The sequence below is a fragment of the Zoogloea sp. genome, assembly GCF_041914405.1.
GTDB lineage: Bacteria > Pseudomonadota > Gammaproteobacteria > Burkholderiales > Rhodocyclaceae > Zoogloea.
The window spans coordinates 18,459-40,199 of sequence record NZ_JAYSDK010000014.1 but is presented as its reverse complement, the minus strand read 5'-3'; the positions used below and the strand labels follow the sequence as shown (position 1 = coordinate 40,199).

The 21,741-nt window shown below is 61.4% G+C and carries 17 protein-coding genes; 8 read left to right on the top strand and 9 right to left on the bottom strand.

The features are described from left to right. Positions 1–94 precede the first annotated feature (94 nt). From ACE3RX_RS10485 to ACE3RX_RS10475, 3 genes are read left to right on the top strand one after another with little or no spacing between them, the layout of a single operon-like run. Positions 95–670 (top strand): hypothetical protein, encoded by a 576-nt coding sequence (locus ACE3RX_RS10485; protein ID WP_374483104.1) that lies wholly within the window; start codon positions 95–97, stop codon positions 668–670. Beyond that, entirely contained in the window at positions 663–1,073 is a 411-nt protein-coding gene (locus ACE3RX_RS10480) for a hypothetical protein (protein WP_374483102.1), read from the top strand. The genes ACE3RX_RS10485 and ACE3RX_RS10480 overlap by 8 nt, the downstream gene beginning before the upstream one ends. Then, complete coding sequence (locus tag ACE3RX_RS10475) at positions 1,070–2,659, top strand: YfjI family protein (protein WP_374483100.1); 1,590 nt, start codon at positions 1,070–1,072, stop codon at positions 2,657–2,659. The genes ACE3RX_RS10480 and ACE3RX_RS10475 overlap by 4 nt, the downstream gene beginning before the upstream one ends. Before the next feature lie 228 nt (positions 2,660–2,887). On the opposite strand, the gene ACE3RX_RS10470 is transcribed toward ACE3RX_RS10475, so the two are convergent. From ACE3RX_RS10470 to ACE3RX_RS10460, 3 genes are read right to left on the bottom strand one after another with little or no spacing between them, the layout of a single operon-like run. Beyond that, entirely contained in the window at positions 2,888–3,541 is a 654-nt protein-coding gene (locus ACE3RX_RS10470; protein WP_374483098.1) for a hypothetical protein, read from the bottom strand. A gap of 3 nt (positions 3,542–3,544) precedes the next feature. Then, positions 3,545–3,946, bottom strand: coding sequence for a hypothetical protein (locus tag ACE3RX_RS10465; RefSeq protein WP_374483096.1), 402 nt, complete (start codon positions 3,944–3,946; stop codon positions 3,545–3,547). Between the two features lie 50 nt (positions 3,947–3,996). Continuing rightward, on the bottom strand, positions 3,997–5,088 hold the full coding sequence (locus tag ACE3RX_RS10460; protein ID WP_374483094.1) for a hypothetical protein: 1,092 nt from the start codon (positions 5,086–5,088) through the stop codon (positions 3,997–3,999). Positions 5,089–5,875: 787 nt separating this feature from the next. Here ACE3RX_RS10460 and ACE3RX_RS10455 point away from each other — a divergent pair. Then, entirely contained in the window at positions 5,876–7,222 is a 1,347-nt protein-coding gene (locus tag ACE3RX_RS10455; RefSeq protein WP_374483092.1) for a Fic family protein, read from the top strand. Positions 7,223–7,588: 366 nt separating this feature from the next. Here the strand turns inward: ACE3RX_RS10455 and ACE3RX_RS10450 are convergent, their stop codons facing one another. Beyond that, positions 7,589–8,359 (bottom strand): MgtC/SapB family protein, encoded by a 771-nt coding sequence (locus tag ACE3RX_RS10450; RefSeq protein ID WP_374483090.1) that lies wholly within the window; start codon positions 8,357–8,359, stop codon positions 7,589–7,591. Continuing rightward, a complete protein-coding gene (gene ribA, locus ACE3RX_RS10445; RefSeq protein WP_374483243.1) occupies positions 8,356–8,970 on the bottom strand; it encodes a GTP cyclohydrolase II in 615 nt (204 codons plus the stop codon). Before ribA ends, ACE3RX_RS10450 begins: the two co-directional genes overlap by 4 nt. 301 nt (positions 8,971–9,271) lie before the next feature. On the opposite strand from ribA, the gene ACE3RX_RS10440 reads away from it, so the two are divergent. The 4 genes from ACE3RX_RS10440 to ACE3RX_RS10425 all read left to right on the top strand — a co-directional run bounded on the left by ACE3RX_RS10440 (position 9,272) and on the right by ACE3RX_RS10425 (position 15,684). Next, positions 9,272–9,616 carry a copper-binding protein gene (locus ACE3RX_RS10440; protein ID WP_374483088.1) on the top strand — a complete coding sequence of 115 codons (345 nt, stop codon included), beginning with the start codon at positions 9,272–9,274 and terminating at the stop codon, positions 9,614–9,616. Positions 9,617–9,729: 113 nt separating this feature from the next. Further along, complete coding sequence (locus ACE3RX_RS10435; protein ID WP_374483086.1) at positions 9,730–10,965, top strand: TolC family protein; 1,236 nt, start codon at positions 9,730–9,732, stop codon at positions 10,963–10,965. Next, positions 10,962–12,536 carry an efflux RND transporter periplasmic adaptor subunit gene (locus tag ACE3RX_RS10430; RefSeq protein ID WP_374483084.1) on the top strand — a complete coding sequence of 525 codons (1,575 nt, stop codon included), beginning with the start codon at positions 10,962–10,964 and terminating at the stop codon, positions 12,534–12,536. The genes ACE3RX_RS10435 and ACE3RX_RS10430 overlap by 4 nt, the downstream gene beginning before the upstream one ends. 13 nt (positions 12,537–12,549) lie before the next feature. Beyond that, complete coding sequence (locus ACE3RX_RS10425; protein ID WP_374483082.1) at positions 12,550–15,684, top strand: efflux RND transporter permease subunit; 3,135 nt, start codon at positions 12,550–12,552, stop codon at positions 15,682–15,684. Positions 15,685–15,853: 169 nt separating this feature from the next. On the opposite strand, the gene lon is transcribed toward ACE3RX_RS10425, so the two are convergent. The 4 genes from lon to tig all read right to left on the bottom strand — a co-directional run bounded on the left by lon (position 15,854) and on the right by tig (position 21,635). Beyond that, positions 15,854–18,271: an endopeptidase La gene (lon, locus tag ACE3RX_RS10420; RefSeq protein WP_374483080.1), complete on the bottom strand. Its 2,418-nt coding sequence runs from the start codon at positions 18,269–18,271 to the stop codon at positions 15,854–15,856. Between the two features lie 86 nt (positions 18,272–18,357). After that, entirely contained in the window at positions 18,358–19,629 is a 1,272-nt protein-coding gene (gene clpX / locus ACE3RX_RS10415; RefSeq protein ID WP_374483077.1) for an ATP-dependent Clp protease ATP-binding subunit ClpX, read from the bottom strand. 38 nt (positions 19,630–19,667) lie between these two features. Continuing rightward, positions 19,668–20,312: an ATP-dependent Clp endopeptidase proteolytic subunit ClpP gene (clpP, locus tag ACE3RX_RS10410; protein WP_374483075.1), complete on the bottom strand. Its 645-nt coding sequence runs from the start codon at positions 20,310–20,312 to the stop codon at positions 19,668–19,670. Between the two features lie 21 nt (positions 20,313–20,333). Beyond that, entirely contained in the window at positions 20,334–21,635 is a 1,302-nt protein-coding gene (tig, locus tag ACE3RX_RS10405; protein ID WP_374483073.1) for a trigger factor, read from the bottom strand. Positions 21,636–21,741: the final 106 nt, after the last annotated feature.

Sequence of the window (21,741 nt, the reverse complement as noted above, 5' to 3'; positions counted from 1 at the left end):
GCGCCCGAACCCGTTTTACCCTTTACCGCACCCTGCGCTATCTTGCCGGCCCGGCGATGGCGTTCCGCCTGACCTTTGTCAGGAGGGTCGGAAAATGATCAAAGTGCGCCCCAAGACGATCAGGAAATTTGAGGCGGTGACCAAGCTCAAGCCCCAATTCCTCGGTGAGCCGCCCATCTCCCTGAAGCGAAAAGCCCGCGGCAAGTGCGCGATCCGCAACCTGTCCTTCGTCGCAGGGCCTCGAACCGTGTCTGATGCGCCGTTCTGGAATGTTCCCCCTACTGGGGGCTACGTCGGCGGGTATGAGACGGGTGAAGCCATGGCGCTCGAGTTCCTCAAGGCGATGCGGGAAAACGAGGATGGGGTTGTCTATTTCTGGCTGACCGCCGTCGTTGGTGCCTTGATGGTTCGCTATGAACAGGAAGGCGGCGTCGCCATGGCAAGGCGTAAAGTCACCGAACAAAGTCCGCGGTTTAGTGCGTTACGGGGCCAATACGTCGGCTTCTTCAATCTGCTGTCCCGTTGGCTGTCTGCTTCGGCCAAGCATTTGGGCACTGACCTGGATGATCTGACCGAGAAGGAATTGCTGCTCCGCGCCAATGCAGGACTTGGCTTTGATAGCGCGGCTTACGAGGCATTCATGTATCAATGGGGAAACCACGATGAGTAATCCCCGAAGTGATCCCCTCGTTCCCGCCTGGCGCTGCTCCCCGGGCCGACGCCTGCCGGCCTACGCCCGCGACCTAGCCGACGCCCGTGCGCGGGATCTGGTGCCCAGCCAGCGCCAGGTGGTGGTCTTCCTCGACCACTGGCCGGCTGGGCCGGTCACCGGCCTGGGTCCGGCGATCTGCTGCCCGCCGGGCTTTCATCCGGCCCGCCTCGATTGGCGTTACCTGGCAGCCCTGTCGGTGCTGGTGGTGCCGCCACCGGCGCCGGACGGGGTGCGCCTGCGCCATCTGCTGGCCGAGCTGGTGTCGGCACGCCCCAAGCGGCTGATCCTGCTGCGGCCGGGCGGCACGCCGGCGGCAGAGTTCATCGTCAGCGAGGCCCACGGGCAGGAGGTGCAGCCATGAAGGCACCGCCACCCTATGAGCCGGCCCGCCTTGAAGAGCGGGCCGCCCTGGCCCCGGCGCTGGGCGATCCCCGCACCTGGCCGGTCGCCTCCTGGCCCGATCCCCTGCCGCTGCCGGAAGGCCTCGCGCCGGTCGCCCCGTTCGACTACGCGCTGTTGCCGGATCGGCTGCGGCCGTGGGTGCAGGACGTGGCCGACCGCATGCAGTGCCCGCCGGATTTCGTCGCCGTGCCGATGGTGGCCGCCGCCGGTAACCTGATTGGCCGGCGCTGTGCTATCCGTCCCCAGGCCCGCAGCGACTGGCAGGAGTTTCCCAACCTGTGGGGCTGCATCGTCGGGCGCCCCGGCATGATGAAGAGCCCGGCCATGATGGCAGCCCTGGCACCCATCGTGCGTCTCGAAGCCCGTGCGCTCGAGGAATGGACGCAGGCCCAGGGGCAATGGCGAGCCGAAGCCGAGATCGCCAAGGCTCGGGCCGAAGCCCGCAAGTCGGAAGCGACCCGCGCACTCCGCAAGGACCCGAATGCCCTGGTGGACGTGGCCAGCTTCCTCACACCCGATGCGGATGAAGCCCCGATCCTTCGCCGCTACACTGTGGCCAGCGCGACCGTGGAAGCCTTGGCCGAGAAGCTCATCGAGAACCCCCGCGGTTTGCTGGTGGTCCGCGACGAGCTGCCCGGCTGGCTCGCCGGCCTGGACCGGGAAGATGCCGCCGAGCTGCGTGCCTTCCTGATGACGGGCTGGAACGGCAAGGACGGCTGGACCTTCGACCGCATCGGCCGCGGCCATCGGCGTGTGCCGGCAGTGTGCCTGGGCGTAATCGGCGGTGCCCAGCCCGGCCCCCTCGGGGAATACCTGCGCGCCACGCTGCGTGGTGGGGCATCGGATGACGGCATGCTGGCCCGCTTCGGCCTGCTGGTGTGGCCGGAGACCGGTGGCACCTGGAAGAACGTGGACCGCTACCCGGATGGCCCTGCCAAAGACATGGCCTTCGCCGTGTTCGACGAGCTGGACGCCCTCGATGCCCTGGCCCGCGGGGCCGAACAGGAAGGTGAGGACGGCCTGCCCTTCCTGCGCTTCGATCCGGAAGCCCTGGAAGCCTTCACCGATTGGCGCACCGGCTTCGAAGCCGGCCTGCGCTCGGGCGAGCTATACCCCGCCCTGGAATCCCATCTGGCCAAGTACCGCAAGCTGGCCCCCGCCCTGGCCCTGACCTTCCACCTTGGGGACGGGCACAGCGGCCCGGTCGGCCTCGCCTCGACACTGCGGGCTCTGCATTGGGCCGTGTATCTGGAAACGCACGCCCGGCGGTGTTACGGGGTTGCCCAGGGCAGCGAGGCAGATACGGCCCGGCGGATTCTGGAGCGGATCAGGAAAGGGGATCTGGCGCGGGAAGGGTTCGGCACGCGGGACATTCAGCGGGCGTGCTGGTCGGGCCTGTCGGACCCCAAGCGCGTGGCGGAAGGGCTTGGGCTGCTGGTGGAACTGGGACACCTGGAGGAGTGGCAGGAGCCTTCACGTACCAAGCCGCGGGTGCTGTTTGTGGTCAATCCGAAGTCGGTGCCATCGGCTGCCGCTCGGCACTGAGGATGAAAATTTCGGCCCATGTGCGCCTGAGCCGCACTGACAAAACCGACAGATCCTAGATGTGTCAGTTTTGTCAGTGCCTGTCTGAGACGTATTGGGGAAAACGAACGACCCGTGCAGACCATGCACCGGTCGGTGCCTTGTTCTAATGCGGGAATCTCCCCACAGCCTGCTCCAACCCCTGTTCATGCGTAGTGACTCTCATTCGCAGGGGCAGGACTGAATCCATCAGGTAGTCACTCGATCAGTAGGGTTGTGGTGCAAATGAACGCCCATGTGCCTAACCGTGTAGGGTAGCCCGCTTGAGCTATGAACATGCGTAGTTTGGAATCTAAAAGGGGACTTACTGCAAGGACAATCCGACACGTTGAGCTGCTCAAAACTATCCGGGTCATCGATCTGCTCAACATGGTCACGCCAGTTCTTGAAGATAACTGCAGCCTTCGCCCCCTTGATGTAAACCAAAACACCACCGTGAGACTGTCCGTGCCCCCCAGTCGAATACCGATCACACAGCTGTCGCATCCCGCCCTCCAGAGTCGAAGGCCCTGAATCCAGCTTTGCTTCGCCCATCCAATGAAAATCGGGCTGCCGCCCTTCCACAAAAAAATCAACGTGGCCGTTCTTCATTGGATCGTGGTCTGCGTGGTACATCAACTGGTTGAGTGACTGAACCAAACCCATTGTGATGTCGTCTTCGGACTTGTCATGGAGAAAGTTCTTTGACAACTGCATTTCCGAAAGGAGGTTATCCAAGTCCTTGTAGAGGATAGTTACGAACTCCTCATAAGTCCTAGCAGTGCATCGCTCGATGAATCTTTCGATCCGCCAGTCCCCAGGAGCCATGGCTACGAAAGCACGCAGTTTGTCCTCATCCAGCACTCGTTATCCCCTGCATTCCGGCGCAAATCTTGCCGGAGTCGTCGGCTTGAAATACACCAGCACCCGATCTTCGAAATCACTCAGTAGCTCTCCGGTAACCGGATGTCCCAACACGTGACTCTTCCGTGCCTCGGCGATCTCGGAACTCGAGATAGGGTGGTATTCACCGTCCTCGTCCACGAATTCAAAATTCATCTCCAGTACTTGTGCATTAGCACCGCACAGGTACTGGACGGCCAACATCAAAGCCCTGTCGCTGTTTGGCTTCGTCGTATCTTTCAAGAGACTAAATGTCAGATGCAACCTGTCCGGGCGTGGCTGGCTACAGATAAACCTAATGATGGACCCGCACACGCGCGCGATTTCAGGCTCGGCTGGGCCGAACAATTCTTCGATTTCACGCATGATTGTGTCCATCCTGTTCATGGGGTTTCAGCTATGACAAGCAGCATTAGTTAGGCGTTGCTCTCGGACTGGGTCTCCGTTTGTGCGGGAAGACACGCGAGCAGTGTGTCAAGCACCTGATAATAGTCTTCCGCACAAGCACAATCCCAGACTCTGGCAAGGTCTAAATGGGGTTGCTGCACGCTAACGAGGCGAGAGTCACCCTCAAGTGACAGCGTTGGCGTTGCATACCCTCCTGGGGAGCTAAATACGGCAGTGACGCTCCATAACTGAAGGTTAGCAACCGCTCCCTCGCCTGCACGGTGATAATTATCATCCCGAACATCTTGCGTGCGGTGACGACCGCGGTTCGCGTTGATGTAGCCTCCTTCGTTTACATGGCCGAGGCGCTGCACAGACCAATCATCCCCCTGATAGAGCGGTCGCAGTGCCGGCCAGAGATTCAGCGGAAGTTGATCAAGCAGAACATCCACCCCCAGAACCTCCCGCGCACGCTGGTTGAACTTGGTGCGCAGCCCTTCCCGGAGACTAATGATCTCCCGCTCGGAAACGCCTTTGGCCAAATCGATCCGCATCTCCACCAAGCCACTGGCTGGCGTTACGGTGATGCTATCGAAGACTGGAGACACGAAATTCCGCCTCCCCACCAGTTCGACGAAGCCTTGATCTCTCAAAGCATCTGAAATGGACTCCGGAGGAAGTGTTTCCTCCTTCGAGGTCGTTCTCCTAGAGCCCAGGACAAGCGTTTTTCGATTGCCCAGATCGTGCACGTAGGTCGGGATACCCAGCCGAAGCCCTCTGAGCTCTTGGTCCGGGAGAGGCAGCGGATAGAGGGCCCGATAGGGGCTGTCCGGATCGACGAACTCCTCTAGTCGGTCGAAGAGTTGTCGCGCAACATCTCGATCGATGGCCCATAGCGTAACAGCCTTCTGGGCGTACAAGATGTTTTCGACATAGATGCCCTTGAGCTCATCAAGGGTGTCAGCAGCCAGCAGAGAATTGTTCAGCAGCCACTCCAGCTTGAGCTTCGTTCCAGGCCAGCCTTGGCCGATCACGTCCAAACTGTGCTGTCGAAAGGCATTTGCAAATATGGCGTATGTATTTCGAGTCTCAATGGCTTTCAGCAGCTCGTCCTTGTTCAACGCTTCCTTCCCCCCTCTGATTTCAAAAAGGCACGACACCGAACCGTCCGTAGAACCTCGCTTCCGAAACCATGACCTCACACTGAGGCAGCCTCATCTTGCATCCAGGATATACTCCGTAATCAGGGCTGCTGCCGTGGAAAGCTTGTCAATCTGGACTCTACGATGCGTGTGTATGCAGTTAAAGTAATCCTAGGAGCCAAGGTTGCAGGGCGCAATGACGCAAGTCACTTTCGGCTGGAGGGATCACAGCCTGAGTCCAGCTCGTCCTCCTAGGCATTGATCGAGGGCTGAGGGAGCCGGGGAAGCCTTCGGGCGTCGGCGCAAGCGAGATGACGACAAGATTCAGTCGCGCACTTGCATGGGGTGCAAGGTCATGTAGGCCCATGTCCCGCATCCTGGAGATGGGCGGTACTGGGATCGAACCAGTGAGTCCCTTTGAAGGAAACGCCCCCAGCAAGCTGCCGTCAATGTCCGGCTATCGCAATGACTTGTATATCTGTTTCGCTAGAGAACGGTTCGGTGCATCAAGGTGGTCGCTGGGCTATTGGTGCTGCGTTGTTCTCAGCCATGCCCGCTTGCCTCATGGTCCTGTGAGAACTCTCCCGACCGAGGGAATGCCTGGAGATCGTAGCACCACTGACACCTGGAATCCCAATCAGTGCTCCACTGCATTGGGATGCATGGAGCTACTAATTAATACATAAATTAGTAGCTTATTGCTACCTGAAGCGCTGGATCTGGCATACACTAACCGCTACTAAAACATACACAAATTAGTAGCCACATGAAGATTCCCCTCTCGCCTCCAGACCCGACAGGTTTCCTGGCGAAGCTTCAACCCAATAAGCTCGCTCGACTGATCGAACTGCAGGAGGCCACAACTTCAGGGCGCTATCTGCACTGGGATGAGCTTCGGCACCGGCAACCGCCAGAAGGCTTCTCCTCGGAAGAATGGTGGCTGTCGATCTGGTTGGCGCGAACTCCTCTCCTCAAGCTCCTGCCACTGCTGGACCGCCATGGACAGCCATTCAGGTTTGCCGTACCGGAGGCGGTGCAGATCCATTTGCACCACATCGACCGGGATGCCGCTGGTCAGATCCAGGCGCCAGCCAGCGCCCCAATCCATGAGAATCGTGAACGCTACCTGTTGCATTCACTGATCGAGGAAGCAATTACTTCCAGCCAGTTGGAAGGTGCTTCAACGACCCGGCGGGTAGCGGAAGCCATGCTGCTGGAAGGACGCCGCCCAAAGGACCGCAGCGAGGCGATGATCTTCAACAACTACACCGCGATGGAGCACATCCGGAGCCTGCGGGATCAGCCCATCACCCCGGAACGCATCTTGGAGCTTCACCGGATGCTGACCGCCGACACGCTAGACGACCCTTCCGATGCCGGGCGCCTGCGGCAAAGCGACGACGTGAAAGTGGTGGATAACCGGAGCGGCACGGTTCTGCACGATCCACCGCACTGGGCTGAACTTCCTTCACGCCTGGAGCGCCTGTGTGCCTTTGCAAATGCAGACGAAGGGAGTGCCCCTTTCGTGCATCCGGTCGTGAGAGCCATTCTGTTGCACTTCATGATTGGCTACGACCACCCTTTCGCGGATGGCAACGGGCGCACCGCTCGTGCGCTGTTTTACTGGGCAATGGCCCGGAGTGGCTACTGGCTGATGGAGTTTCTCTCCATCTCCCAGTTTCTACGCCAGGCGCCGGCCCAGTACGTCACCGCCTACCTGCACACGGAAACCGATGGAGGAGACACAACCTACTTCATTCTCCATCAGCTCGGCACGATCCGTAAGTCCATCGAAGCGCTGTACGCCTACCTTGCCCGCAAGACCAACGAACAGAAAGATGCCCAGCGCCTGCTGGCTGGCTCACCGGCGCTTCGTGGACGACTCAACCACCGGCAGATCACTCTCCTCACCCACGCTCTTCGCAATCCAGGCGAGGCGTATCGAGTCAGTGCACATCAGCAGTTTCACAGCGTGGTTTATCAAACGGCCCGAACCGACCTGCTTGAGCTGGAGGCCTTAGGCTTCCTCGACAAGTTCAAGCAAGGGCAATCCTTTGTCTTCTACGCCCCGGAGGATCTGAAAGAGCGCATTGAGCGTGCGGCGAAAAGATGAGGACGGGCTAAGTTACATTCTTCGAGCAACGCCGGGCCTGTCCTGGCGTTTTGTTTTCTGGAGCTGGTACGAACTTTCGCGCAAGTTCAAAAGGCTTCAGTCGGGAGAGAATCTTTGTAGATTCGCAGGACGAGTAGATGCTGAATTTTGCTGTCACCTCACAGACGTGACGGTATTTTTGTCGGTATATTTCTTTTTTTGTTTTTTTAAAACTATATAAATCAGTAGTTAAGATTTTAAATTAAATTCCTGTCGGGGGACCAGACGACTGGTTCAGGCAGTCTCAAGCAGCATCAGAAACACACGAAAAGGCCCGCGGTTGCGGGCTTTTTTGTTTTTGAGGCGGCGCCTGCCACATTCTCGCCGTCAGTTTCGCGCGTAGGAGAGATGAAATTCTTCGATGCCGTCGAAATGCCGCAACTCCGCAGACAAAGTGGCAATCGACACCGCTGATTCCTTGTTGAGGGCGACTGCCACGTAACGCCACTCTTCGCAGTCATTGGAGCGGTGGATCTGGATGGACCCCGTAGCAACTTCATAGCCCCGCGCACGGGCGATTGATGACAGTACCGCCTCATTGGGATGGAAGCCCGCGCGGAAGCGCAGCACGATTGAGACCGCGTGGCGGGAAGGTAACCATTTCTCCAGCCGCGAAGCCCACATCATCAACGCAGCGGAAAGCAGCGTCAGCAGGATTGCCGCCGAATAGAAACCGATGCCCACCAGCACACCGATCGCCGACGAGGACCAGATCGACGCCGCGGTGGTCAGGCCGCTGATGTTGAGGCCCTCCTTCATGATCACGCCCGCCCCCAGGAAGCCGACGCCTGATACGATGCCCTGGATGACCCGCGTGGGGTCGGGTGGTGCATGTCCGATCAACTCCGCCAGCGCATTCCCGCCGTACCACGATCCCGGATAGCCGACGATCACAGTAAGCGCACAGGACGCCATGCAGACCAGCCCGTAGGTCCGCATCCCTGCGGCCCGGCCATGGTAACTGCGCTCGTAGCCCACCACCAGACCGAGCAGCAGCGCCCCAAGCAGATTGGCGAAAACGATGAGATTGACCGCGATCTCTTGTGCCGACCAGTAATGCGCAAACAGTTCGGCCACGGTCGGCGACGCGACGTTCATGCCCGCTCGGACGTGAGCAGATGCCCTAGTTTGCGGCGCTTTGTGGACAGGTAGCGCTGGTTCCAGCAGGTATTGCCGACCTCCAGCGGAACACGCTCGACAACCTCAATGCCAACGTCGATCAGGGCGGCAACCTTACGCGGATTGTTGGTCATCAGGCGCAGTGCCCCGACACCGAGATGTGCCAGCATGGGCTTGCACAACTCGTAGCTGCGCATGTCGGCCGGAAATCCGAGGGCGGTGTTGGCCTCGACGGTATCCGCGCCGCCATCCTGGAGTTGGTATGCGCGGATCTTGTTGATCAGACCGATGCCGCGTCCCTCCTGGCGGAGATACATGAGCACGCCCCTGCCCGCCTTGGCGATCCGCCGCAGCGCTTCTTCCAGTTGGGCGCCGCAATCGCAGCGCTGGCTGAACAGCGCATCGCCAGTCAGGCATTCCGAATGGACGCGGGCCAGCACCGGCTCGCCGTTGGCAATGTCGCCCAGGGTCAGGGCAACGTGCTCCTTGTCGGTGCGTTCATCGACGAAGCCGTGGAGTTGGAACTTGGCCCACTGCGTGGGTAATTCGCAGGAGCCGACATACGACAGTTGGGGGGCTATTTCACTCATTCTGGGACGGATCTTGAAACACAAAGGTTGAATCGGCGTGCCGATACCTGCACTGTAACCCCACTCGACGATTTGAAACAGAAGTGTGACGGCAAACCACTTTTGCCGGTCGCACAACAATGAGTGGCAAATCCGGCCGCGCGGCGCGCCAAACATTACAAAAAAGTAATCCCGGAGACAGCTTCCCGTCGGCGTTACCTAGTCACAATGGGTCATCCTTTTCCAGTGAAAACCATTTGTCCAGACGACTGACTCCTTCGCCAGCCAGCCTGCGACAGCCTTGACCCAGGAACGACATTTCATGAAGACCGTGCTCTCGATGACTCTGGCAGCCCTAGTCGCAGCAACAACCATGCCGACGTTCGCGGCCAATGAAAAGCCTCAAACGGCCGATGCGCACCATCACGGCGGACAGGCCGCGGCGCCGGCTGCGCTAACGGAAGGCCTTGTGAAGAAAGTGGACAAGACAGCCGGACGCGTAACCCTGTCCCACGGCCCGCTGCCAAACGGCATGCCGGCGATGACGATGATGTTCCGCGTAAAGGATCCCGCTTGGCTTGACCAGCTCAAGGCCGGCGACCAGATCCTCTTCGCGGCGGAACAAGTAAATGGCGTGATGACCGTCGTCGAGTTGAAGCGCAAGTGAGCACGCAATCCGGCATCGCCAGATTGCGAGGCGCGCCGGACCTGGTCCCAAGGATTTTCCGGGAGCAAACAATGAGAACGCGAATACCATCTCGCGCCAAGAGGCTTCTTGTCGTGCTGCTATGTGCCATCGGTGTGAGCGCGCAGGCGCAGGAAGCGCTTATCGGCGGCGATGTGGAGTCCCTGCTCGCCTACGCCCGCGAGCGCAATCCAGACTACGCGGCCATGCGCCTGGAGGCCGACGCCGCGGCCGAGCGGGTGACTCCGGCTGGCGCCCTGCCCGACCCGAAGCTGCGCACCGAGCTGCGCGACATCACCCGCATGGGCGACCAGAATCCGGCCCTGCTGCCAGCCCAGGTCGGCAGCACACGCTACCTGCTGATGCAGGATGTGCCCTGGCTGGGCAAACGGGATCTCAAGCGGGAGATCGCCGAGCTCGACGCCCGCAGCGCCAGCGGCCGGGCCAGCGGCACCTGGGCCGAGTTGTCCGCCCGCATCAAGACTGCCTACTCCCAGCTCCAGTACGTCTCCCGCAATGAGCAGCTGACCCGCGAGATCCTCGACCTGATGGTGCGCCTCGAGAAGATCGCCCAGGTGCGTTACGCCGGCGGTCTGGCCGCCCAGCAGGACGTGATCCGCGCCCAAGTCGAACAGACCAGCATGAAGAGCGAGCTGATCGCACTGCAGAACGAACACCGGCAACTGCAGGCACGGCTCAACACACTGCTGGCCCGGCCCAGCACCGCGGCGCTGGCGCAGCCCCAACGTCTGCGCCCACTGCCAGCCGCCGCCAGGCTCGATCCAGCCACGCTCGAAGAACGTGTGCGGGCGCGCAACCCGCAGATCTTCGCCGACGAGGCGCGCATTCTGGCCGCCGAGAAGAGCCGCGAACTCACCTACAAGAACCGCTACCCGGACTTCACGCTGGGCATCTCGCCGATCCAGTACCAGGGCGCCGTTCGGGAATGGGAGTTCATGGTCGAGCTGAACCTGCCGCTGCAGCAAGGCGCACGCCGCGCTCAGGAGCGGGAGTCGGAGGCCATGTTGTCCGCCGCCCGTGCCCGCCGCGACGCAACCGCCAATCAGGTGCTCGGCGAGCTCGCAGAAAATCTCTCTGGGCTTGAGTCCGCCCGCCAGACCGAAACGCTGACCACCACCAGCCTGCTGCCGCAAGCGGAGCTCAGCTTCAAGGCCGCCCTCGCCGGCTACGAAAACGGCAAAGTGGATTTCGCCACATTGCTCGACGCTCAGCGACAGATCAAGCAGGCCCGCCAGAGCAGCATCAAGGCCCAGGCCGAAGCACAGCTGCGCCTTGCAGAAATCGAACGCATTCTCGGAGAAGACCTATGAAAGCAGGCGCAGGCATTGCCGTCGGCCTCGCCGTCGCCCTCGCTGCCGGTGGCGGCTATTGGTTCGGGCAACGCCCCTCGGCCGGCCCGCAGCAGACGAGCAGTCCGGTCGCTGCGGTGCCGACGGACGGCGCGAAGAAGGAACGCAAGCTGCTGTACTACCGCAATCCGATGGGTCTGCCGGACACGTCGCCGACACCCAAGAAGGACCCGATGGGGATGGACTACATCCCGGTCTATGAAGGCGAAGCGGACAACGAGCCAGCCACCGCCGGGACGGTAAAGATCAGCACCGACAAGGTCCAGAAACTCGGCGTGCGTACCGAAGCCGCCGAACTGCGCAGCCTCGACCGCACGGTGCGTGCTGCGGGCCGGGTCGAGATCGACGAGCGGCGCAGCTTCGCGATCTCGCCCAAGTTCGAGGGCTACGTCGAGCGTCTGCACGTGAATGTCACCGGCCAGCCGGTCGCCAAGGGCCAACCCTTGTTCGAGGTCTATAGCCCGGAGCTGGTTTCTGCCCAGCGTGAATACGCCATCGCCGCCCAGGGCGTCGAAGCGCTCAAGGATGCAGGCAGCGAGGCCCAGAGCGGCATGAGGCAGCTTGCCGAATCTAGTCTGCTGCGCCTGCGTAACTGGGACATCTCGGAAGAGCAGATCCGCGCCCTCGCCAAGTCGGGCGCCACCAAGCGCACGCTCACCTTCCGCTCGCCAGTGGCTGGCATCGTCACGGAGAAGAAGGCCCTGCAAGGCATGCGCTTCATGCCGGGCGAGGCCTTGTATCAGGTCGCCGATCTGTCGTCCGTATGGGTGGTCGCCGACGTGTTCGAGCAGGACATCGGGCTGATTCGCAACGGCAGCCCGGCCAAGGTACGCATCAACGCCTATCCGGACAAGGTCTTCGAGGGCAAGGTGAGCTATGTTTATCCGACCCTCAATGCTGAGACGCGGACCGTGCCCGTCCGCGTGGAACTCCCCAATCCCGGCCTGCAACTGAAGCCGGCGATGTTCGCGCAGCTGGAGCTGCCGGTCGGCGGACGGCAGCAGGTCGTGACCGTGCCGAACTCGGCGGTCATTGACAGCGGCACGCGCCAGATCGTCCTCGTCGCCCACGGTGAAGGCCGTTTCGAGCCGCGGGAGGTGAAGCTGGGCAGCCGCAGCGAAAACCACATAGAGGTCCTGCAAGGCATCAAGGCCGGCGAACAGGTCGTCGTCGCCGCCAACTTCCTGATCGACGCGGAGAGCAATCTCAAGGCCGCGCTGGACGGCTTCGGCCATGCCGACCACAACGCCAAGCCTGCAGCCGCACCCGTCGGCCATCGCACAGAAGGTACGGTAGAGGGGCTAGACCCGAAGGAGAACACCGTCACCCTCAGCCACGATCCGGTGCCCAGCCTCAAGTGGCCGGCGATGACCATGGACTTCAAGCTGGCCAATCCCGCTCTGCAGCAAAGCCTCAAGCCCGGTGCTCGGGTCAACTTCGAGTTCGTCGAACGCCAGCCGGGGGAATGGGTGATCACGACGGTCAAGCCGGTCGATACCGCCCCCGCAGCCAAGGCCCACGCCGGACACTGACAAGACGCTCCCCATGCTCGCCAAGCTCATCGACTGGTCGGGGCGCAATCGCTTCCTGATCCTGCTCGCCACGCTGTTCGTCGCCCTCGCCGGCGTCTTCGCGGTGCTGCGCACGCCCATTGATGCCCTGCCCGACCTCTCCGACGTGCAGGTCATCGTTTACACCGAATACCCCGGCCAGGCGCCGCAGGTGGTCGAGGACCAGGTCACCTACCCGCTCACCACGGCCATGCTGTCGGTGCCCAAGTCAAAGGTGGTGCGAGGCTTCTCCTTCTTTGGCGCCTCCTTCGTCTATGTGATCTTTGAGGACAGCACCGACATCTACTGGGCCCGCTCGCGGGTCCTCGAATACCTCAACTTTGCCGCCGGGCGCATGCCCAAGGGCGTGACGCCGCAGATCGGGCCGGACGCCACGGGTGTCGGCTGGGTCTATCAATACGCGCTGATCGCCAAGGAGAAAACGCTGGCCGAGCTGCGCACGATCCAGGACTGGTATCTGCGCTATCAGCTGGCCAAGGCCCACGGCGTCGCCGAGGTGGCCTCCATCGGCGGTTTCGTGCAGACCTACCAGGTCACCGTCGATCCAGTGAAGCTGCGCGCCTACGGCATTCCGCTGATGAAGGTGGCCCAGGTGATCCGCGACTCCAACCGGGACGTGGGCGGCCGCGTGGTGGAGATGGCCGAGACCGAGTACATGGTGCGCGGCAAAGGCTATCTGCGCGGCAAGGACGACATCGGGGCACTGGTCGTCAAGGCCGAAGGCGGGACGCCGGTGCTGGTGCGTGACATCGCCCGCGTCGAACTGGCGCCGGACGAACGCCGCGGCCTCACCGAACTCAACGGTGACGGCGAGGTGGTGGCCGGCATCGCGATGGCCCGTTACGGCCAGAACGCGCTGGAAGTGATCCACAACTTGAAGGACAAGATCGCCGAGATCGGCCCCGGCCTGCCGGAGGGCGTGTCGGTACAGACCGTCTATGACCGCTCCGAGCTGATCCACCGCGCCATTGAAACCCTGAAGAGCACGCTGATCGAGGAGTCGCTCATCGTGGCACTGGTCTGCGTGGTCTTCCTGCTCCATGTGCGCAGCGCGCTGGTGGCGATCCTGATGCTGCCAGTAGGCGTGCTGATGGCCTTCATCGCGATGCGCCTGCTGGGCATGAACTCCAATCTAATGAGCCTCGGCGGCATCGCCATTGCGATCGGCGCGATGATCGACGCCGCCATCGTGATGATCGAGAACGCCCACAAGCACCTGGAGCGCCTGCCCGAGGGACACACCACCGCCGAGCGCTTCGAGGCCATGCTGGCGGCCTGCAAGGAGGTCGGCCCGGCGCTGTTCTTCTCGCTGCTGATCATCACCGTCTCCTTCCTGCCGGTGTTCACGCTGGAAGGCCAGGAAGGTCGCCTGTTCTCGCCGCTGGCCTACACCAAGACCTTCTCGATGGCGGCGGCTGCGATGCTGTCGGTGACACTGGTGCCGGTGCTGATGCTGCTGTTCATCCGCGGCAAGATCATGCCGGAGGCCAAGAACCCGGTGAACCGGACGCTGATCTGGCTGTACCGGCCGATCATCGCCGCCGTGATGCGCTGGAAGAAGCTGACCATCGCGCTGGCCGTGCTCACCCTGGTCGTGTCGGTCTATCCGGCGTCACGCCTGGGTTCCGAGTTCATGCCGACGCTGAACGAAGGCACCCTCCTCTACATGCCCACGTCCCTGCCGGGCATGTCGATGACCAAGGCCGCCGAGCTGATGCAGACCCAGGACAAGATCATCAAGAGTTTCCCCGAGGTGGAGTCCGTGTTCGGCAAGGCCGGCCGCGCCAACACCGCCACCGACCCGGCTCCGCCGGAAATGTTCGAGACCGTCATCAACCTCAAGCCCCAGTCCGAATGGCGGCCGGGCATGACCACCGACAAACTGATCGCCGAGCTCGACCAAGCCCTGCAATTCCCCGGCGTCGCCAATGCCTGGACGATGCCGATCAAGGCGCGCACCGACATGCTGTCCACGGGCATCCGCACGCCGATCGGCATCAAGGTCTTCGGCAAGGAGCTGGACGAGATGGAGAAGCTGGCCAAGCAGATCGAGGCCGTCGTGAAGACCGTGCCCGGCACCACCAGCGCCTTCGCCGAGCGCATCACTGGCGGCTTCTACCTGGACATCGAGCCGGACCGGGAACAGTTGGCCCGCTACGGCCTCGCCGTCGGCGACCTGCAGGACGTCATCGCCAGTGCGCTTGGTGGCGAGATGGTCACCACCACCGTCGAGGGCCGCGAGCGCTTTGGCGTGACGGTACGCTACCCCCGCGAGCTCCGCTCCGATCCCCAGCAGATCGCCAGCCAGGTTTTGGTGCCCGCGATGGGCGGCGCGATGGTACCGCTGGGCCAAGTTGCCCGCGTCGGCATCGCCAAGGGTACGCCGGGCATCCGCACCGAGAATGCGCTGCTGTCCGCTTACATCTACGTGGACATCCGCGACCGGGACATCGGTGGCTATGTGGCCGACGCGAAGAAGGCCGTCACCGATCAGGTCAAGTTTCCGCCGGGCTACTACGTGAGCTGGAGCGGGCAGTTCGAGTACATGGAGCGGGCCATCGAGAAGATGAAGATCGTCATCCCGATCACGCTGCTGACCATCTTCGTGCTGCTCTACCTCAACTTCCGACGCATCACCGAAACGCTGATCGTCATGCTGTCGGTACCCTTCGCGCTGGTCGGCGGCATATGGCTGATGTGGCTGCTCGGCTACAACCTGTCCGTCGCAGTGGCAGTCGGCTTCATCGCGCTGGCCGGCGTCGCGGCAGAAACCGGCGTGGTGATGCTCATCTACCTGGACCACGCCTGGGAAGCCCTGAAGGCGCGCTGCCGTGCCGACGGCCGGGTGCCCAACGTGGGCGACCTGTACGAAGCGGTGATGGAAGGCGCCGTTGAACGCGTGCGCCCGAAGATGATGACGGTCGTCGCAATCATGGCCGGCCTGCTGCCGATCATGTGGAGCACCGGCACCGGCTCGGAGGTGATGAGCCGCATCGCCGCACCGATGGTCGGCGGGATGCTCTCCTCCACAGTGCTGACCCTTGCAGTGATCCCGGCGATCTACGCGCTGGTCAAGCAATGGCGGCTAGTACGGGGGCTGGAGAACTGAAGACCAGCCCGCGGCCGTCACGCTTCGGGCCGCTGCCGTAAATACCGCGAGAAACAAAAGCAGCAAAAAGCAAAAGACCTTGAGCGACGGCAAGCCGCTCAAGGTCTTTCTTATCGATCCGAAAGCCTGCATCAACCCAATGGGTCGATGCAGGAAACAGATAAGCCGATTAGTGCTTCACCACACCACCGTTGTCCGGGGTTTCCGCCGGAGCGGCAACGGCCACCTCGGCAGCCGGCACATCCGGCAGCGGCTCTGGCTTGCGCTCCAGCGCATGCTCGAGCACCTGGTCGATCCACTTGACCGGGATGATTTCCAGCTCGTTCTTGACGTTGTCCGGAATGTCGGTCAAATCCTTGACGTTCTCCTCAGGGATCAGCGCGGTACGGATACCACCACGGACAGCAGCCAGCAGCTTCTCTTTCAGGCCACCGATAGGCAGCACTTCACCACGCAGGGTGATTTCGCCAGTCATCGCCACATCGCAGCGCACCGGAATACCGGTCAGCACGGACACCAGGCCGGTGCTGATTGCGATGCCGGCCGACGGACCGTCCTTGGGAATCGCGCCTTCCGGCAAGTGAATGTGGATGTCGGACTTCTGGTAGAAGTCCTCCTGGATGCCCAGCGACTTGGAGCGCCGACGTACCACTGACAGTGCCGCCTGGATGGACTCCTGCATGACCTCGCCGAGCTTGCCGGTGGTCATGATCTTGCCCTTGCCCGGCAGTGCCACAGCTTCAACGGTCAGCAGTTCGCCACCCACTTCGGTCCAGGCGAGACCGGTAACCTGGCCAACCTGGTTTTCCTTCTCCGCAACGCCGTAGGAGTACTTGCGTACCCCCAGGTACTTGTCGAGGGTCTTGGCATTGACGACCACCTTGGCCTTGCGCTTGCCGAGCACCAGCGCCTTCACCACCTTGCGGCAGACCTTGGACACTTCGCGCTCCAGACCACGCACACCCGCCTCGCGGGTATAGAAGCGGACGATGTCGCGGATCGCGTCTTCGGTAACCGACAGTTCCTCACGCTTGATCCCGTTGTTCTTCATCTGCTTCGGAACAAGGTAGCGCTGGGCGATGTTCACCTTCTCGTCCTCGGTGTAGCCGGACAGGCGGATCACCTCCATCCGGTCGAGCAGCGGCGCCGGAATGTTGAGGGTGTTGGCGGTAGCCACGAACATCACGTCCGACAGGTCGTATTCCACTTCAATGTAGTGGTCAACGAAGGTCGAGTTCTGTTCCGGATCGAGCACCTCCAGCAGTGCCGAGGACGGATCGCCACGGAAATCCTGGCCCATCTTGTCCACTTCGTCGAGCAGGAACAGCGGGTTGCGCACCGCAACCTTGGACATGTTCTGCAGGATCTTGCCCGGCATCGAGCCGATGTAGGTACGACGGTGACCGCGGATCTCGGCCTCGTCACGGACGCCGCCGAGGCTCATGCGCACGAACTTGCGGTTGGTGGCACGGGCCACCGACTGGCCGAGAGAGGTCTTGCCGACACCCGGGGGGCCGACGAGGCACAGGATTGGCGCCTTCAGCTTGTCAACACGCTGCTGCACGGCAAGATATTCAAGGATGCGTTCCTTGACCTTCTCGAGGCCGTAGTGCTCTGTGTCCAGCACCTTCTCAGCCTCGGCCAGATCCTTGCTGATGCGCGACTTCTTCTTCCACGGCAGGCCGACGAGGGTCTCGATGTAGTTACGGACCACGGTCGCCTCGGCCGACATCGGCGACATCAGGCGCAGCTTCTTGAGCTCGGCCTGGGCCTTGGCAGTGGCTTCCTTGGTCATGCCGGAAGCCTTGATCTTCTTCTCCATCTCCTCGAGATCGGCGCCGTCCTCGCCCTCGCCGAGCTCCTTCTGGATGGCCTTGACCTGCTCGTTGAGGTAGTACTCGCGCTGGCTCTTCTCCATCTGGCGCTTGACGCGGCCACGGATGCGCTTTTCGACCTGGAGGATGTCCAGCTCGGTCTCGAGCTGGTTGAGGAGACGTTCAAGACGCTGACCGGCATCGAACATCTCGAGGATTTCCTGCTTCTGCTCGAGCTTCAGCGGCAGATGCGCGGCGATGGTGTCGGCGAGCCGACCCGGCTCCTCGATACCCGACAGGGAGCTGAGGATTTCCGGCGGAATCTTCTTGTTGAGCTTAACGTACTGATCGAACTGGCTGATGATGGCCCGGCGCATTGCCTCGACCTCGTTGTTCGGCACATCGGCCAGCGGCATCGGCTGGGCCTTGGCGACGAACAGGGTTCGCAGGTCTTCGACGGACACCACGCGGGCACGCTGCACACCTTCCACCAGCACCTTCACGGTGCCATCGGGCAGCTTGAGCATCTGCAGGATGTTGGCGATACAACCGAGATCGTAGAGGTCTTCCGCCGACGGCTCGTCCTTCGCAGCGGACTTCTGAGCCACCAGCAGGATGCTCTTGCCGGCCTCCATGGCGTTCTCGAGCGCCTTGATGGATTTGGGGCGCCCCACGAACAGCGGGATCACCATGTGGGGAAACACCACTACGTCGCGCAGCGGCAGCAGCGGGAGTTCGATCTGTTCTTCGGGGAGGTCAAGCGTGCTCGACATGATTATTCCTTTAAAGGCACTAAGGCCCCATATGGGGCCCTAGCGACATCAATTCAAGCAGTCCTGCGAAAAACTTCTGCTTGATGTCAGTTGGAGCCGGAGACCTTGGGTTGATCGGCGTAGATCAGGATCGGTTTGGCGCTGCCATCGATCATGCCTTCATCGATCACGACCTTGGAAACATTTTCCATGGAAGGCAGTTCATACATCGTATCCAACAGCGTGCCCTCGAGAATCGAGCGCAGGCCGCGGGCACCCGTCTTGCGTTTCAGCGCCTTGCGGGCAATCGCCTGCAGGGCCGCCGGACGCACTTCGAGTTCGACGCCTTCCATCGAGAAGAGTTTCTGATACTGCTTGATCAGCGCGTTCTTCGGTTCTATGAGAATCTGGATCAGTGCTTCTTCGTCCAATTCCTGCAGTGTCGCGACCACAGGCAGACGGCCGATCAGTTCGGGGATGAGGCCGAACTTGATCAGGTCACCCGGTTCCACTTCACGCAGGGATTCGGACAGATCCTTGTTCTCACGGCTCTTCACTTCCGCGCCGAAGCCGATGCCGACCTTCTCGGTACGGTTGCGGATCACCTTGTCGAGGCCATCGAAGGCGCCGCCACAGACGAACAGGATGTTGGTGGTATCCACCTGCACGAAATCCTGGTTCGGGTGCTTGCGACCGCCCTGCGGCGGAACCGACGCGATGGTGCCTTCGATGAGCTTCAGCAGGGCCTGCTGCACGCCCTCGCCGGACACATCGCGGGTGATCGACGGGTTGTCGGACTTGCGGGAGATCTTGTCGATCTCGTCGATATAGACGATGCCCTGCTGGGCCTTGTCCACCTCGTAATCGCACTTCTGCAGCAGCTTCTGGATGATGTTCTCGACGTCCTCACCGACATAGCCTGCCTCGGTAAGGGTCGTCGCATCCGCCATCACGAAGGGCACATTGAGAAGGCGTGCCAGGGTCTGGGCGAGCAGCGTCTTGCCGGAACCCGTCGGGCCGACCAGCAGGATGTTGCTCTTCGACAGCTCGACCTCATCGTGGGTCTTCGACAGATGACGCAGCCGCTTGTAGTGGTTGTACACCGCCACCGAGAGGATGCGCTTTGCCGAAGCCTGGCCGATCACATACTGGTCGAGGATCGCACTGATCTCCTTCGGGGAAGGCAGCTCGCCCTTGACACCCTTGGCACCACCGGTGTCTGCAGTAATCTCATCGCGAATGATGTCGTTGCAGAGCTCGATGCACTCATCGCAGATGAACACGGACGGACCCGCGATCAACTTGCGGACCTCGTGTTGGCTCTTGCCGCAGAACGAGCAATACAAGAGCTTTTCACCGCTTGTTTTCTTGTCCGCCATTACTGCCCTTTCTCTCTGTACTTGAAGCTAGAAGACCATCAAACCACGTCGTTGCGGCTGGTCAGGACCTTGTCCACCAGGCCGTAGCGGACGGCTTCTTCCGAAGACATGAAGTTGTCCCGATCGGTATCACGCTCGATCTGCTCGACGGACTGGCCGGTGTGCTTGGCCAGCATGTCGTTCAGCTTGGCGCGCAGGGACAGGATCTCGCGGGCATGGATCTCGATATCCGAGGCCTGCCCCTGGAAACCGCCCAGCGGCTGGTGAATCATAATCCGCGAGTTGGGCAGCGAAAAACGCTTGCCCTTCTCGCCGGCCGCCAGCAGGAAGGCGCCCATGCTTGCAGCCTGCCCGATGCACAGCGTGCTGACATTGGGTTTGATGAACTGCATGGTGTCGTAGATCGCCATCCCTGCGGTGACCGAACCGCCGGGGGAGTTGATGTAGAAAAAGATGTCCTTGTCCGGATTTTCCGACTCAAGGAACAGCAGCTGGGCAACGATCAGATTGGCCGTTACATCATTGACCGGACCAACCAGGAACACCACCCGCTCCTTGAGAAGACGCGAGTAGATGTCGTACGAGCGCTCGCCGCGACCGCTCTGTTCGACAACCATCGGAATCAGGCCGAGGCCGACCGGATCCCAGTCAGTACGAGAATTCGGGGGTGTAAAGGGATTCATTTGCCGTCGCTTTCCGCGGGATTAAGCCGCATTACCCATCAAGTCGTCAAAAGAAGTGGCGACATCGGTCGTCTTGGCATTGCTGACGACCCACTCGACCACGTTGTCCTCGATCACCAGAGCCTCGGCCTGGGCCAGACGCTGGGGCTGCGAGTAGTACCAGCTCACGACCTCGCTCGGGTCTTCGTAGCTTGCTGCAAAATCTTCAATCACGGCACGGATCTGCTCGGGCTTGGCCAGCAAGTCCTTGCTCTTGACCAGTTCGGACATGATCAGACCCAGCTTGACGCGACGCTCAGCCTGCTCGGCAAACCAGGCGGGCTCGATCGGCAGGTCCTTGGTCTTCATGCCACGAGCTTCGAAATCCTTCTTGGCGTTTTCAGCCAGCTGATGGGACTCCTGCTCGACCAGCGCCTTCGGCACTTCGATCGGATGGGTCTCGATCAGCACGTTCATCACACGCTCCTTGAGCTTGGCCTGCACACGGCGCTTCACTTCGCGCTCCAGGTTGGCCTTCACTTCTTCGCGCATCTTGGCCACATCACCGTCGGCAACGCCCAGGGACTTGGCGAACTCCGCATCGATCTCGGGCAGCTTGGGCTCCTCGACCTTCTTCAGGGCAACTTCGAACTGCACGGTCTGGCCAGCCAGGTGGGCTGCGTGATAGTCAGCCGGGAAGGTCATGTCGAAAGTTTTGCTCTCGCCGATGTTCAGGCCCAGCACCGCGGTTTCGAAGTCCTTAAGCATCTGGCCGCCGCCGATCACGAACGGGAAGTCGGTCGCCTTGCCGCCGTCGAACTCGACACCATCTTTGCGGCCGGTGAAGTCCACCGTCACGCGGTCGCCGTCCTGGGCAGCACGCTCGGCCGGCACAAAATTGGTGCGTTGCTTGCGCAGCACGTCCAGGGTCTTGTCCACTTCGGCGTCACCGACGGTAAGTTGGGGACGCTCGACTTCCTGGGCGCTCACGTCAGCAATCACGACTTCCGGGTAGACCTCGAAGACGGCGCTGAATTCCAGCACGTCGGTGGCGGTGCTTTCCTTCGGCTCGATGCTTGGGTAGCCAGCGACGCGCAGGCTCTGTGCGCGGATCTGTTCACCAAGAGCCTTTTCAACGGCAGCGCCGATAGCCTCGGAGCGGGCCTGCGGGCCGTAGGACTGGGCGACTAGACGGTACGGCACCTTGCCCGGACGGAAGCCCGGCATCTTGACGGTACGAGCCATCTGCTTCAGACGCGCCTCGACATCCTTGTCGATTTCGGACAGCGGCACGGACATGTCGATACGGCGCTCGAGCGCGCTCACGGTAACCTGGTTGCTCATGAAAAGATAATTCCCTGATCGTTCTTGACAAAAACGCTCCGCAAACAGGACAGACAACACTTAGCAAAACCTGTGCCGTCTATTTCATCCCGTCGGACGGAGTCGT